This window comes from Streptomyces scopuliridis RB72 (assembly GCF_000718095.1).
Lineage (GTDB): Bacteria > Actinomycetota > Actinomycetes > Streptomycetales > Streptomycetaceae > Streptomyces > Streptomyces scopuliridis.
In genome coordinates this window covers 21,896-36,004 of record NZ_JOEI01000011.1, presented here as the reverse complement: position 1 = coordinate 36,004, position 14,109 = coordinate 21,896, and the positions used below count along the sequence as shown (strand labels likewise).

The window sequence follows — 14,109 nt, the reverse complement described above, 5'->3', positions numbered from 1 at the left end:
TAGGAGACACTTGGAGAACTCACCCATGGTTATGGAGAATTCCCGGAGGGCGGTGAGCCGCTCCGGGAGATCCCCTGGACCGGACGTGCTCCTATGTCACCCGGGACCGCCTCCCGCCGTCGCCGCCCTGCGCGCGGAGAGCCGCAGCAGTACGGGGCCGGCCAGCGCGGCCACGCCACCGGCGACCAGGACGCCGAGCAGCACCCAGCGGACGATGCCCAGTACCTCGCCGGGGGTCAGACCGCCGGAGGCGAGTCCGCTCTTCTCCCCGGGGCCGGGAGCGCCGGCCGCCGCGCCCGGCGAGGCGGATGTCCCGGGGGCGCCCGCTCCGCCGCCGGTGGCTCCCCCGGCCCCGGCACCGGCCGTTCCGCCGGCTCCTCCGCCGGCCCCGGCGCCGTCACCACCGCCGATGGACCCGCCGCCCGACGCACCGCCGACCGACCCGCCATCGGCCGGCGGGGGAGCGGAGGGACCGGCCACCTTGCCGCGTACCAACTGGTCGGCGGCGGAGAGCGCCTGGTCGCGCAGCGCCTTGGTCATCGGCGCGTATCCGGGCGGCAGCTCACCGGGCGTCAGTCCCTGGGTCTGTCCGGCGCCGGCCGCGTAGCGGATCAGTCGCGCGTAGTCCTGACGCGCGTCCGCGGGCTGGTCGACGGGGGCCATGGCGTAGGCGACCGCCGTCAGCGGATACGCGCCGCTCTTCGCGGTGGCCGGGCTCGGCGCCTTCACCCCCTTGACGGCCGAGTCGGGCATACGGGCGACGGCCTTCAGCATCGAGTCGGCGTTCGGCCGTACGTAGACACCGTCGGCGTTCGGGAGCGCGGCGATGTCGAGTGCGTAGCGGGAGGCGGACGCCGCGTCGACGACGCCGTACGCCCGACGGGTCCCGGGGATGCTGTCCGAGGGCACCAGTTTGATGCCCTGCGGGGAGTTGGCGTCGAGCGTGGCGAGGAACGTGGCGCCGGTGGCACCGCGCCGGACTCGCAGCGCGCCGTCGTGCATGTCGTTGGAGTACGGGGACTTCTCCAGCTGGCCGTACGCGATGGTGCGGTCGACGCCGCCGTTGTCGGGCAGTGTCATGCGCGTCTCGGTCGTGTCGGCCTTCGGGAAGTCGAGTGGCGCGTCCGTGTCGAGGCCCAGCGTCAGGTAGAAGGGGTTCACCTTCATCCCCCAGGGGTCAGGCTTGCCCCGCAGGAAGTCCCGGGCCTCCGCGTTCGACTGGAGATAGCGCCAGAGCAGGCTGTTGACATCTGAATTGCCGGCCTGGAGGAGTATTCCGCCCGGACCGAGCTGGGGCTGTGTCGGACGGTCGAAGTAGGGATTCAGTTTCATGAATTCCGGGTCGACGACAATGGATTGCGCGTTCCCCTTCAGATGGTCCGGGACCGGATTCTGAAAGCTCATCTGCCGGATGTCATAGGGGTAGGAGCCGGTCACCAGTTTGGCGAGCAGCCGGGGGCTGAGTTTCAGGTCGCGCACCTGGCCGGCCTGTTCGTCCTCCCAGAAGAAGCCGACCGTGAGCGCGCTGACCGCGACCGGCGCGTACACCACGCCCGTCGCCTCCTCGATGGGGGCCACGGTGACGCCCATCCCGGGCGAGGTCGGTGTGGGGTTCCCGATGAGGCGACGCGCGTAGTCCTCGGCGGCCTGGCTGTAGGTGAATCGAGCGTCGGCGCCCGCGCACAGCGTGGCCTGCCAGGATGTGATGGCGTCGGTCAAGAGCTCGGAGCCGATGACGCGCCGCTCGGCCTTGTCCGCCGGGCAGGTGCTGCCGACCGCGCCGAACTCCAGGGGAAAGACGAGCCGTTGGTCCCAGTTGGACTGGCTGAGCGGGGAGGTGTGCACACCTACGCCGACGTTGACGGTGCCGTCCGGGTCATGCTCGCCACGGGGGACGACGACCAGCCAGCACTTCCGGGGGTTCCCCGCTCCGGCCGCGCTGCCGACGTCTCCGCAGCCCAGGTAGGGGGCTTCGATCGCCGATTTCACCTCGAAGACGGCCTCACCGGTGCCGTCGCTCCGTGTCCTCAGCCACGGCTGGGCGTTCGTGTCGTTGTTGCTGAAATAGGTGGCGTCGGCGGGCGAGTCGGTCGGATCGCCCTGCAGCGGCTGGAACGGGACGAACGGGTTGTCATCGCCGGCGTCCGCGTACTCCTTCTCCAGCGGGTCCGTGCCCTTCGGCAGGGTGCGCTGGCTCATCCAGTGGGTGCCACCGCGGTTTCCCCCGAACTCGCACTGCTCCCGGTCCGGGCCCGCCGGTTCATCTCCCCAGCACTGCATGATCTGGAGGAAGTTCTGGTAGCCGTCTGCGGGCGGCACGGCGGGGCCCTCCCAGGTCACATCGACCCCCTGGGCCCGCAGGTTCTTCGTCTGGTGGACGGTCACCTTGAGGCCGGAGAAGTCGTCGTACGGTCCCTTCCGGCCGGTCAGTGTCATGGCGGAGTCCGCGGCCTTCATACCGCTCCCCGTCTCCGCCGCCTGTGCCCGGTCCGTGCCCGGGGGCAGCGGTACGAGCGCGAGGAGGAGCGCGGCGAGGAGCGCCCCGACGCCGGCGCCCACACGCCGGGAGATCGTGGATCCGCCTTCCCACGGCTGGAGTTGACGGATTCTCATACCGATCCCTCCCTGCGGCGGGCCCGTGCGGCGAGCGCGCGTGCGGTGAGCGGCGGGCCGACGACCACACCGACGAGGAGCAGGGCGGAGAGCGCCATCAGCGCGCCGCGCAGCCCGGTCGCCTCGTCCGAGGCGAGGGTGACCGGATTCCCGACCACCGAGGAGTCGCCGCCGCCGGTTCCGTCCCCGCTGATCAGTTCGCCCGTATCGGGGTCGATGACACCGCCGGACGCGCCGGACGCGGCGGCCGCCGACCCCGGGGAGCCGGGGGCGCCGCCCGTGGATCCGCCGGTGCCGCCGGTGGCCCCGGATCCGCCGGTGCCCGCGGAGGATCCGCCCGTACCGCCGGACCCGCCCGTGCCTCCCAAACCACCGCCGCCCGAACCGCCGTTGGGACCCTGGGCCGATGGCTTCACCGGGGTCTTCTGGCCCTTGGCGCCCGCCGTGCCGTCGGAGCACTGGGTCGGGCCCTTCTGGTCACAGGCCTTCGGCTGAGGGGCGTTCTTGGCGAGGGTGTTGGTCCCGTCCGAGGAGAAGGTGGGGTTGCGGCAGGAGTTGATATTGATCTTGTCCGTGGGCGCGCCCGGGATACGCCGTACCTGCTCGAAGCCCGCCTGGACGAGGTTCTTGGGCAGCGGGGAGTACCCCAGCTCCTCGGCGATCTGCTGGCCGTCGCAGAGGAAGTAGTTGGCGAAGGTGCCCAGCGAGAGGCCCTTCTCCTTGGTCATCGGGTTCTGCTCGCCCGCCAGCGAGGTGGGCAGGATCATGTAGCTGTAGCTGGAGAGCGGATAGGCCCTGGGGTCACGGGAGCCGTAGACGCCGTCCAGGATCTGGGTCAGATAGCTCGTGGAGTTCTTGTCCGGGTTGATCCGCGCGCCGAGCAGCCCCACGGCGACGCTGGACGCGGTGGGTTCGACATAGAAGCGGGAGGCGTTGAGCATCTTCGCCACCGGGAAGCCGGTCGAGATGGCGTACGAGTACTCGACGTAGGTGATGGCGCCCTCGGCCTGGCTCTGCTTCACATAGCCGGAGACTCCGAGCGATCCGGACTTGGCGATCGTGGAGGTGCCCGGCACCACCGGGAAGTACGAGGTGAGACCGCACGGGGTGGCGCGTCCCGCGCGGGCGCAGTAGTCGTTCCAGGCCGAGGCGTGCTGCTTGGACAGCCAGGTGGTCAGCTGCGCCGTCGTACCGGAGCCGTCGGAGCGTACGACCGGCACGATCCGGCGGGCGGGGAGGGTGAGGCCCGGATTGTCGGCCCTGATCTCGGCCGCGTTCCACATGGTGATCTTGGAGGTGAAGATCCTGGCGAGGACATCGCCGGAGAGCCGCAGGTTGGTGACCCGCTTGCCACCGATCTTCAGGTTGTACATGAAGGCCGTACCACCGGCCACGATCGGCATATAGGCATAGCCGCGCTTGGGCGGGGCATCGGTGACCCCGCCCTCCTTGAGGCCGTACGGGATCTCGGAGACACCGAAGTCGACGGAGCCGTTCCTGAACTGCTCACGGCCGTTGGAGGAGCCGGTCGCCGCGAAGTTGACGGTCATACCGAAGTTGGAGGCGACATTGCGGCGCCACTGGTCCAGGGCGTTGGAACTCCAGGTGGAGCCCGCACCGTTGATCTTCGGATAGGTCACCGCCCAGGCGGGCGGCGGGCCGACGGCGAGCAGCGCGCAGAGCAGCGCGGCCAGCCCCATGGCCAGTCGGGAGACGGTCGCGGGTCTCACGGGGTACTCCTGTCGGGCTTGACTGCGGGTACGGGGAAAGTCGGTGCGGGCGAGGTGGCGGCAGCCGCGGGCGCCGGCGCGGCGGTGCCCGTACCGGTGTGGGTACGGGTGTGCGTACGGCCCGCGAAGCGCTCGGCGTCGCGGCGCGAGGCGAGCACCCGGCGGTGGGTCTGACGGCGCGTCAGCTTGCCCGGCGCGCGTCCGCCGATGAGCCGGGCCAGGACGAACAGCAGCAGCACCAGCGCCATCAGCGTCGCCGCGGTGCCGAATCCGCGGGCGATCATGGCGGGTTCGGGCGACTTGACGAATTCGAAGGTGGCGAGCGGCAGCGAGACCTGCGGCCCGTTGAACGGATCGGCGTTCATCTCCGCGGTGAACCCCGCGGTCAGCAGCACCGGGGAGGTCTCCCCCACCCCGCGCGCGGTGCCGAGGATCACCGACGTGGTCAGCCCGGAGCGGGCGGTGGGCAGCACCACATGCCAGGCGGTGCGCCAGCGCGAGGTGCCCAGCGCGTACGACGCCTCCCGCAGCGAGCCCGGCACCAGCCGGATCACCACATCGGCGGCCCGGATGATGATCGGCAGCATCATCACGCCGAGCGCCAGGGACGCGGCGAGACCCGACTTCCCGATGCCCAGGGCGAGGATCGCGGTCGCGTAGATGAACAGGCCGGCCACGATGGACGGCAGCGCCGTCATGGCCTCGACGATGGTACGGACGAACCGCGCGAACCGGCCGGGCACTTCATTGAGGAAGACCGCGCAGACCAGTCCGGCGGGCACGGTGAGGACCAGCGCGATGAGGATCTGTTCCAGGGTGCCGACGATGGCGTGCAGGATGCCGCCGGCGCTCAGTGGGTCGAGAGGGCCCGCGAGCGTCATGTCCTCGGTGAAGAAGTTCAGATGGGGCAGCGCCCTGCGGCCTTCCCACAGCGTGTAGACGATCACGAACGCCAGGGCGACGACCATGACCAGGCCGACCGTGCGGACGACGACCCCGGCGAGCCGGTCCCGGACGGTGGGCCCGTCCTCGTCGAAGGAGACCAGCAGCGCGTAGAGGCCGAGGAAGAGCGCGTACGCGACGACCAGGAAGCCGATCACTCCGTTGAACGGCAGCAGCCATACGAAGAGCAGCGCGGTCAGGCTGGCGGCCGCGGCGCCGGAACCCAGCAGCGCGTAGGTGTCCGTGGCACGCCTCAGCGCCAGGGAGCGCCGCCGCTCCCCGGCCGGCTCCACGGGCCGCGGCCGGCTCGCGGGCAGGACGGTACGCCGTTCCTCCGCGACGGAGGGCGGCGACTCGGGTGCGAGGGTCATGACGGGCGGGTCCCCTTAGGACAGGGTCTGGAGATCGTGCAGGGCTTGGGCATCGCAGAAGGCCTACGCGTCGCTCGCCGCGCCTGAGCGGCTGCGCGCGACGATGGACGAGGCGACGAAGTTGACGATGAGGGTCATCACGAAGAGCGCGAGGCCGGCGGCCATCAGCGCGGACATCCCGAACGGGCTGGCTTCCCCGTACCGCAGCGCGATCAGCGAGGAGACGGAGCTGGTGCCGCTCTGGAGGACATGCCACTGGATCTGGAAGACCGGCGAGATGATCAGGTAGACGGCGATGGTCTCGCCCAGGGCGCGGCCGAGCCCGAGCATGGTGCCGCCGATCATGCCGCCCTTGCCGAACGGCAGCACGACGCTGCGGATCATCCCCCAGCGGGTGGCGCCGAGCGCGTAGGCGCCCTCGCGCTCACCGGCCGGCGCCTGTGTGAACACCTCACGCATCACCGAGCAGATGATGGGCGCGACCATCAGCGCCACCACGATGCCCGCGATGAGGGTCGAGGAGGTGTAGACGGTCTCGGTGGCGAGCGGATCGCGCGGATCGGCGCCGATGACACCGAGCGGCGGGAACCAGCCGAGGTAGGTGGCGATCCAGCGGGCGGTGGGCAGCACGGCGCCCTCGAAGAAGAACAGCCCCCACAGTCCGTAGACGACACTCGGCACGGCCGCCATCAGGTCGACCACGCTGATCAGCGTCCCGCGCATCCCGGGCGGCGCGTACTCGGAGATGTAGAGCGCCCCGCACACCGCCAGCGGCACCGCCACCACGATCGCCACCAGCGCGATCAGTACGGTGCCGACGATGACGGCGGCGATACCGAAGCGGCCCGCGTCCGGCTCCCAGGCCGCGGTGGTGAGAAAGGACCACCCGGCCCGGTCGAGCGCCTGCCACGCGCGGTACAGCAGGAAGCCGCCCACGAGCAGCATCACGGCGAGCACGAGTCCGCCGCCGCCACGGGCCACACCCCGGAAGATCCGGTCGGGCAGCCCGGGGTCGGCGTACAGGCCACGCGGCCCTTCGTCGGCGGCCGGTCCCTCGGTCGCGAGCCCAACGGATCGCTGGGCGGCGATGGTTCGCTCCCCTGTTCGTCTCAGCACACCCATGACGCTCACGGGGCGCGGTTGACACGCAGGCACCTCCGTCTGAACGAGGCGCCTCCTAGAGGCAACTTCGGGTGACGAACGTGTGGGCGTACCGTGCGGAGACCCCGGACGCCCTTACTTCCCAAGCCCGCTGTCGGGGCGTCAGCTCATGCTCCATGGCACCTCGCCGCTCTCCCCCAACTCCCTCAGCAACTCGCGGAATCGGGTGTACGCGACCCGGCAGGTCGAGTACCGCTCGTAGGAGCGGGCGGACACGATGGTCCGGCGTCCGCTCTCGTCCCGGACGATCCACATCCAGCCGTTGGCCTCCGCCGTGTGCTGGACCCCTCCGGTCAGGGCCGCGTGCCGTCTGCACACCTCCTCGAACGCGGCGCGGCACCGCTCGTACGAGGCGAAGGCGAGCGCCGAGACGGCGACCACCCGCCCGTTCTGCGCCACCACGCGCCATCGGTACCGGCCGTCCGCGTCGATGTCGGTCTGACAGCGCAGCCCGGCGGCGCTCCGTAATCTCCCGCTCTCATCGGCAGATCTCATGTCCCCACGTCCCCACCCCTGCCGCTCGTCCCTGTCGGACCGCGCATACGGCCCGTGGAGCGGCAGGTGCAACCTATTGAGACGATCGTGACGGGCGGGATCCAAACGACGCCCCGCCGCCAGGATTCGCCAGGAAGTTGCCCCTAGGCCACCTCTTCGCCGGGAGCGCCGGAGCCGACGACGGCGGTGTTGGTGGCGACCACGGCGACGGCGGACAGGCGTAACGCCCGGCGCCATGTGGTCGGCGCCGGGCGTCACACTCTCAGATCGTCCGGTGGGTCGTCCGGTGGGTCGTCCGCTGGGTTACGGGACTATCCGCAGGAGCTTGTTGGGCGAGCCGGTACCGGGGTTGGTCACGACTCCGTTGGTGGCGCCGTTCACCAGGGCCGTGGAGACCTGGGCCGGGGTCGCGGTGGGGTGCCCCGCGAGATAGACGGCAGCGGCGCCGGCCACATGCGGTGTGGCCATCGACGTGCCGGAGATGCTGCTGGTGGCCGTGTCCGAGGTGTTCCAGGCACTGGTGATGGCGCTGCCCGGAGCGAAGAGGTCCACGCGCGCGCCGAAGTTGGAGTAGCTGGCGCGGGCGTCGGTGCTGGTCGTCGCGCCGACGGTGATGGCGTCCGCGACACGGGCCGGCGAGTAGTTCTGGGCGTTGGCTCCGGAATTACCGGCGGCGATCGCGTACGTCACACCGCTGTTGATGGAGTTCTGCACGGCGGTGTCCAGCGCGGCGTCGGCACCGCCGCCGAGCGACACGTTCGCCACCGACGGGCCGCTGTGGTTGTTGGTGACCCAGTCGATACCGGCCACGACCTGGGCCGTGGTGCCCGAACCGGCGTTGTTGAGCACACGCACGGCGACGATCTTGGCCTTCTTGGCCACGCCGTACACCGTGCCCGCGGCGTTGGCGGCCACGTGGGTGCCGTGGCCGTTGCCGTCCTGCGCCGTGTTGTCGTTGTCGACGGCGTCGTAGCCGTACGAGGCCCGTCCGGCGATGTCCTGGTGGGTGATGCGGACGCCGGTGTCGATGACGTAGACGGTCGTGCCCTCACCGGCGGTGTCCGGGTAGGTGTAGCTGTTGTTCAGCGGCAGCGCCGCCTGGTCGATCCGGTCGAGTCCCCAGGACGGCGGGTTGGTCTGGGTGGCGAACGCGTGGACCTCGCGGTCCTGGAAGACCTTGTCGACGGCCGGGTCGGCGGCGAGTCTGCGCGCCTGCGCGGGCGAGAGCTCGGCCGCGTAGCCGTTGAGGGCCGCCGTGTACGTCCGCTTGACGGTCCCGCCGTACTCGGACACCACGCTCCGGCCCGCGGCCGAGGCGGACTTGAGGCCGGCGGTCTTCTTGAGTGTGACGATGTAGCTGCCTTGCACCGCGTCCTTGGCATCGGCGCCGACGACCGTACCCACGGCGGGGGCCGCCTGGGCGGGAACGGCGAGGGCGGTCATGGCCGCAGCCGCCGCTGCCGCCGTGATCGCCGCGGCGATCCGTGTCTTGGTGGTACGCAACACTGCCATCGTGAGGGATCCTCCTCATCGGGTGCGCTGGGGTGCGTGCGCAACGTGGGGGCACATACGGGATGTACGCATGCGGAGCGGACTCCGTGGTTCCGGGGACCGCCCGCTAAAGACCTTCGCTGAGACGGCGTCAGACGACAAGAGGTCCGACGGGATGTCATAGCCATGACATGGTCGCGCAATAACCCCGTAGCGAGGATGCGCCCGCTTGGGGACGTACAGGGCGCCTCATTACGGCAGTTGTACGCGACGGCCCCGCTCGTCACCGGCGAGCGCGACGGTGACGACAGCGGAGGCACCTGCCTCGGTCCGAACGCGGGCCCGGCCCGGGCGCCCGCCCGTGTCGACGACCGCCGCGTGACGCCCTCTTTGCCCGCCGCATGCGCACCCTTGACCCGGTCATGCCAAAGCCTCACGATGACCCCGGGCACGTACTGCGCGCCCACACCCCCACAACTCCACATCCAGGAGACTTCATGCGGCTCCGAATACGCGGAAGCGGCGGCACCAGTCGCAGACGGACAGCCACCCTGGCCGTCGCACTGACCCTGACCCTCGGCGTCACGGCGACGGCCACGGCCACCAGCGCCGATTCCACTCCCTCACCGGCCGCCGCCAGGGCCACGGCCGCGGACGAGGACATCCAGCAGTACGAGATCGTCATGCACGCCACGTCCGCGACGCGCACCGCGCTCGCCAGGACAGGCGTGACGATCGACGCCTCCGACAGCGAGAGCGTGGTCGTCTCCGCCGACCCCGCGCAGGTGAAGAGGCTCCGCGCGCTCGGCTACGCGCCGACGCCGCTGGGCGCCGCCCCGGACCGTACCCTGAACGGCGCCGTGACACCGTTCGACTTCCCCTCGGCCGACTCGAATTACCACAACTACGCCGAGATGACGAGCGAGATCAACTCCGTCATCTCCGCGAACCCGGGTATCGCGAGCCAACGCGTCATCGGCACCACGTACCAGGGCCGGAACATCACGGCCATCAAGATCAGCGACAACGTCGGCACCGACGAGAACGAGCCCGAGGTCCTCTTCACCCACCATCAGCACGCGCGCGAACATCTCACCGTCGAGATGGCGCTGTATCTGCTGAAGGAGCTGACCTCCGGCTACGGCACCGACTCACGCATCACCAACATCGTCAACAACCGTGAGATCTGGATCGTCCCGGACCTCAACCCGGACGGCGGCGAGTACGACATCGCCACCGGCTCCTACCGCAGCTGGCGCAAGAACCGGCAGCCCAACTCGGGCTCCACCGCGGTCGGTACGGACCTCAACCGCAACTGGGCCTACCGCTGGGGCTGCTGCGGCGGCTCGTCCGGCAGCGCCTCGTCGGACACCTACCGGGGCAGCGCCGCCGAGTCCGCGCCCGAGGTGAAGGTTGTGGCGGACTTCGTACGCGGCCGGGTCGTGGGCGGTACGCAGCAGATCAAAGCCGCGATCGACTTCCACACCTACAGCGAGCTGGTGCTCTGGCCCTTCGGCTACACCACGGCCGACACCACCACCGGAATGACCGCGGACGACCGCAACGCCTTCGCCGCCATCGGCCAGAAGATGGCCGCCAGCAACGGCTACACGCCCGAGCAGTCCAGTGACCTCTACATCACGGACGGCTCGATCGACGACTGGCTGTGGGGCACGCACAAGATCTTCGGATACACCTTCGAGATGTATCCGTCGTCGGGCGGCGGCGGCTTCTACCCGCCCGACGAGGTGATCACCCGCGAGACGAGCCGGAACCGCGACGCCGTACTGCAACTGCTGGAGAACGCGGACTGCATGTACCGGTCCATCGGCAAGGAAGCCCAGTACTGCTGACCGGTCTCAGCTGACCGGCCCATGAGGGGGGCGTCTCCGTTTCCTACGGAGACGCTTCCCAGGGGACGCCCCCGGGCTCAGGACGTCCACGCCCAATTGGCTCGGTTTTCCCGTCGGATATCGGACCGGTACACCGAGCCGGTCGGCGCCTACCGTGAAGTCAGAACACCATCCGAGGAACAGCGAGACAAGGGAGTCCGGCATGCTACGACGCCGTATCGGAGGGCCCTCCGGCCCCACAGCGGGCGCGCTGTGCCTGGGCACGCTGCCCTTCGGCAGCACCGTGGACGAGAAGACGTCGTTCGCCATCCTCGACCGGTTCGTCGAGGCGGGCGGCAATCTGATCGACACCGCCAACAACTATGTCTTCTGGCACCCCGGCACCACCGGCGACGAGAGCGAGGCCACCGTCGGCCGCTGGCTGGCGAGCCGTCGCGCCAGGGACGAGGTGCTGATCTCCACCAAGGCCGGGGCGCGCCCCACCGTCCCCGGCACGGGCCTGGAGACGGCCGAGGGGCTGTCCGCCACGGCGATACGGAAGGCCGCGCGGGAGAGTCTGAGACGTCTGGGCACGGACCGGATCGATCTGTACTGGGCGCATGTCGAGGACCGGTCCGTCCCCCTGGAGGAGACACTCGGCACGCTCGACGAACTGGTACTGGCCGGACAGGTGGGCATCCTGGGCTGCTCCAACCACACCACGTGGCGGACCGAGCGGGCGCGCGCCCTCGCCCGCGCCCGCGGCTGGACGGGCTACACCTGTGTGCAGCAGCGCTACTCCTACCTCCAGCCGCGCTTCGACATGGGCCTGCCGGAGTCCGCGCACGTCCATGTGACTCCCGAACTGCTGGATTACGTACGCGATGAGCCGGACCTGACGGTCATGGCGTATTCGTCGCTCCTCTCGGGCGCCTATACGCGGGCCGACAAACCACTGGCGGCGGCCTACGACCATCCCGGCACCGCATCGCGCCTCGCCGTTCTGCGTGAGGTCGCCGCGGAGCTGGGCGCGACGCCGAATCAGGTCGTTCTCTCCTGGCTGCTCGGCGGAGACGTGCCGGTGATGCCGATCGTGGGCGCGAGTTCCGTGGAGCAACTGGACGAGATCCTCGGCGCTCTCGATGTGAAGCTGACGCCGGACACGCGGGAGCGGCTCGACCGGGCGGGACTATCGGCGTCCTGACCCTGGACCCGGCGCGACGGTCGTTCGGGGCACGCCTCCTCGCGCGCATGCGCCAGGAGACACACCTCAGGCCGTCGTACGGGACGCGCCTGCCCCGTCGGCCCGCCGCGGTGCCTCGTGGATCGCTTCCGCCAGCCGCCGGACGGCGCCCGGCACCGCCGAGTCGGCCAGGTTGCCGTAGCCGAGCACCAGCGTCGCGCCCCGCGACGACGCGGCCATGCGGTACTCGTCGAGATCCGCCACCCGCACATCGCGCCGCGCGGCTCCCCGTACGACATCTCCCGCCGCGCGGTCGGCGAGATGGAGCAGCAGATGGAACCCGGCCGCCGCGCCGGAGACCTGATGGCCCGGCAGCGACGAGGCGATCTCCCGGAGGAGGTGGTCCCGCCGCCTCCGGTACCGCAGCCGCGACGCCCGCAGATGCCGGTCGTAGGAACCCGCGTCGAGGAAGCCGGCGAAGGCCCGCTGGTCGATCACGGGCGGCGGCGTGCCGATGGTGTCCGCGCCGGAGAGTGCCTCGATCCAGCGCGGGGGCGCCGCCACCCAGCCGATCCGCAGCGCCGGAGAGAGGGTCTTGCTGATCGAGCCCATGAGCGCGACCCGTTCCGGCGCCATGCCCTGAAGGGTGCCCACGGGGTGTCTGTCGTAGCGGAACTCCGCGTCGTAGTCGTCCTCCATGACCAGTCCGTCGACCTCGTCGGCCCAGGCGATCAGTTCGGCGCGGCGCGGTGGCGTGAGGACCACACCGGTCGGGAACTGGTGGGCGGGCGCCACGATCACGGACCGTACCTCCGGCAGCGCGCGCAGCAGATCGACCCGCAGGCCGTCGTCGTCCACGGGGACCGGGACGGGGACGAGCCCCGCCGCCGCGACGGCCGCGCGCAGTCGTGACCAGCCGGGGTCCTCCACGGCGACACGGGTGTGTCCCCCGGCGCGCAGCGCACGGCACATCCGGAGCACCCCGTCCAGCGTTCCCCCGCAGACGATGAGGTGTCCCGCGTCCAGCGACGCCCCCCGCCCCCGCGCGAGATACGCGGCGAGCCGCTGCCGGAGCCGGTGGTGCCCCGCGGGGTCGGGGTAGCCGAGTTCGGCCGAGGGCAGCGTGCCGGTCGCCTCCCGCACGGCGTCGGCCCAGCGTTTACGGGGAAACGCGCGGAGGTCGGGCATGCCCGGCACCAGATCGAACTCCGGCTTCCAGGGCTCCTCCCGGACGGCTCGCGGGTGCCGGGGGCCGGGAACGGCCCCGGCGCGCACCCTGGTTGCCGAGCCACCGCGTGCCTCGACATAGCCCTCCGCGATGAGCTGGGAGTACGCCTCCGTCACCACCCAGCGGGAGCAGCCGAGGTCGGCGGCGAGCGCCCTGCTGGGCGGCAGAGCGCTGCCGGGGACGATACGGCCACCGACCACCGCTGCCCGGAGAGCACGGGCGAGCCGCAGATGCAGCGGACCGGCGGACGGCGTGCCCAGGTCCAGGAGCGTGCCCCAGGCCGGATCCGTAGGGTCGTGTGCCATGGGGCGTGATGGTACCGATCACACGGAGGGCCCCGGGTCAGCCGGGCAGGGTGATACGCAACGGACCGCAGCCGATACGGTCGGCCTCCGCCTCCACATAGCGAGGGAGCAGCGCGCGGATGTCGGCGGAGCGGCGCGCGTCGTCCGCCCGGACCAGGAAGGTGACCTCACCTGTCTGGCACACCGCCTGGAACACCCCGAAGTCATCCCGGATGAAGCCGTGTCCGTCGTTGCCGCCGGTGGCCTCGATCTCCTTGCCGCCGTCGAGGGCCGGCCTCTTGTAGAGCACGGACAGCCGCGGATCCTCCACCGTCATCAGCCGCAGCGCGGGACGGTCGAACAGCACATCGGTGTCGCAGGTGCGGACCGGCCCCTCGCCGTTGGTCACCAGGGGACGGTCGAACTTGCCTCTCCCCCGCTTCCCGGGGAGGCGCAGCCCCTCGATGCCGCACAGACCCTTGGCTTCCGCGTCCTCGAACCGCGCCGGTTTCGCCATCCGCGCCACCGGATCGGCGAGGACGCCCTCGCACCCCTCTTCGGCCAGGAAGCCGTTGACGAGTGTGACCACGGCACTGGCGAGGTGATCGCGCTGCCCCGTGTCGACTTCGTCTTGGTAGATGGTCCAGCCCGTCTCCATGTCGATCACGAGAGGGCCGTCGTGCTCATCGGGCCGGCCGGTGCAGCCGTCGGGCACCGCGAGCCAGGCCCTGGTGTCCGAGGCCATCCCGAGCAGCCCGCCGCCCAGGGGCGTCAGCCGC

10 protein-coding genes are annotated in these 14,109 nt (G+C 70.7%); 2 read left to right on the top strand and 8 right to left on the bottom strand.

Annotated features, from left to right (window positions below; all coding sequences use genetic code 11):
* Positions 1–96 precede the first annotated feature (96 nt).
* From IF11_RS37785 to IF11_RS0115675, 6 genes are all read right to left on the bottom strand, one after another.
* Positions 97–2,613 carry a hypothetical protein gene (locus tag IF11_RS37785; protein WP_051745958.1) on the bottom strand — a complete coding sequence of 839 codons (2,517 nt, stop codon included), beginning with the start codon at positions 2,611–2,613 and terminating at the stop codon, positions 97–99.
* Positions 2,610–4,343 (bottom strand): phosphate ABC transporter substrate-binding protein PstS, encoded by a 1,734-nt coding sequence (locus IF11_RS0115695; RefSeq protein ID WP_030352207.1) that lies wholly within the window; start codon positions 4,341–4,343, stop codon positions 2,610–2,612. The genes IF11_RS37785 and IF11_RS0115695 overlap by 4 nt, the downstream gene beginning before the upstream one ends.
* A complete protein-coding gene (gene pstA / locus IF11_RS36680) occupies positions 4,340–5,656 on the bottom strand; it encodes a phosphate ABC transporter permease PstA (protein ID WP_030352206.1) in 1,317 nt (438 codons plus the stop codon). The genes IF11_RS0115695 and pstA overlap by 4 nt, the downstream gene beginning before the upstream one ends.
* Positions 5,657–5,719: 63 nt before the next feature.
* Positions 5,720–6,772 (bottom strand): phosphate ABC transporter permease subunit PstC, encoded by a 1,053-nt coding sequence (gene pstC, locus IF11_RS0115685; RefSeq protein WP_240627799.1) that lies wholly within the window; start codon positions 6,770–6,772, stop codon positions 5,720–5,722.
* A 147-nt stretch (positions 6,773–6,919) separates the two neighbouring features.
* On the bottom strand, positions 6,920–7,312 hold the full coding sequence (locus tag IF11_RS0115680; RefSeq protein ID WP_030352204.1) for a YegP family protein: 393 nt from the start codon (positions 7,310–7,312) through the stop codon (positions 6,920–6,922).
* A gap of 303 nt (positions 7,313–7,615) precedes the next feature.
* Entirely contained in the window at positions 7,616–8,824 is a 1,209-nt protein-coding gene (locus tag IF11_RS0115675) for a S8 family peptidase (RefSeq protein WP_030352203.1), read from the bottom strand.
* Positions 8,825–9,300: 476 nt separating this feature from the next.
* Here IF11_RS0115675 and IF11_RS0115670 point away from each other — a divergent pair, with 476 nt between their 5' ends.
* Both IF11_RS0115670 and IF11_RS0115665 read left to right on the top strand, forming a co-directional pair.
* A complete protein-coding gene (locus tag IF11_RS0115670; RefSeq protein WP_030352202.1) occupies positions 9,301–10,656 on the top strand; it encodes a M14 family metallopeptidase in 1,356 nt (451 codons plus the stop codon).
* A gap of 202 nt (positions 10,657–10,858) precedes the next feature.
* Positions 10,859–11,839, top strand: coding sequence for an aldo/keto reductase (locus IF11_RS0115665; RefSeq protein ID WP_030352201.1), 981 nt, complete (start codon positions 10,859–10,861; stop codon positions 11,837–11,839).
* Positions 11,840–11,905: 66 nt separating this feature from the next.
* On the opposite strand, the gene pdxR is transcribed toward IF11_RS0115665, so the two are convergent.
* Both pdxR and IF11_RS40165 read right to left on the bottom strand, forming a co-directional pair.
* Positions 11,906–13,351: a MocR-like pyridoxine biosynthesis transcription factor PdxR gene (pdxR, locus tag IF11_RS0115660; protein ID WP_051745957.1), complete on the bottom strand. Its 1,446-nt coding sequence runs from the start codon at positions 13,349–13,351 to the stop codon at positions 11,906–11,908.
* A 37-nt stretch (positions 13,352–13,388) separates the two neighbouring features.
* The gene (locus IF11_RS40165; protein WP_051745956.1) at positions 13,389–14,075 is read right to left on the bottom strand and encodes a hypothetical protein; all 687 of its coding nucleotides are present in this window, start codon (positions 14,073–14,075) and stop codon (positions 13,389–13,391) included.
* Positions 14,076–14,109: the final 34 nt, after the last annotated feature.

Bases quoted from the DNA above. Each gene is read 5' to 3' on its own strand.
- IF11_RS37785 (WP_051745958.1), bottom strand. From the start codon at position 2,613: ATGAGAATCCGTCAACTCCAGCCGTGGGAAGGCGGATCCACGATCTCC.
- pstA (WP_030352206.1), bottom strand. From the start codon at position 5,656: ATGACCCTCGCACCCGAGTCGCCGCCCTCCGTCGCGGAGGAACGGCGT.
- IF11_RS0115680 (WP_030352204.1), bottom strand. From the start codon at position 7,312: ATGAGATCTGCCGATGAGAGCGGGAGATTACGGAGCGCCGCCGGGCTG.
- IF11_RS0115675 (WP_030352203.1), bottom strand. From the start codon at position 8,824: ATGGCAGTGTTGCGTACCACCAAGACACGGATCGCCGCGGCGATCACG.
- IF11_RS0115670 (WP_030352202.1), top strand. From the start codon at position 9,301: ATGCGGCTCCGAATACGCGGAAGCGGCGGCACCAGTCGCAGACGGACA.
- IF11_RS0115665 (WP_030352201.1), top strand. From the start codon at position 10,859: ATGCTACGACGCCGTATCGGAGGGCCCTCCGGCCCCACAGCGGGCGCG.
- pdxR (WP_051745957.1), bottom strand. From the start codon at position 13,351: ATGGCACACGACCCTACGGATCCGGCCTGGGGCACGCTCCTGGACCTG.
- IF11_RS40165 (WP_051745956.1), bottom strand. From the start codon at position 14,075: ATGGCCTCGGACACCAGGGCCTGGCTCGCGGTGCCCGACGGCTGCACC.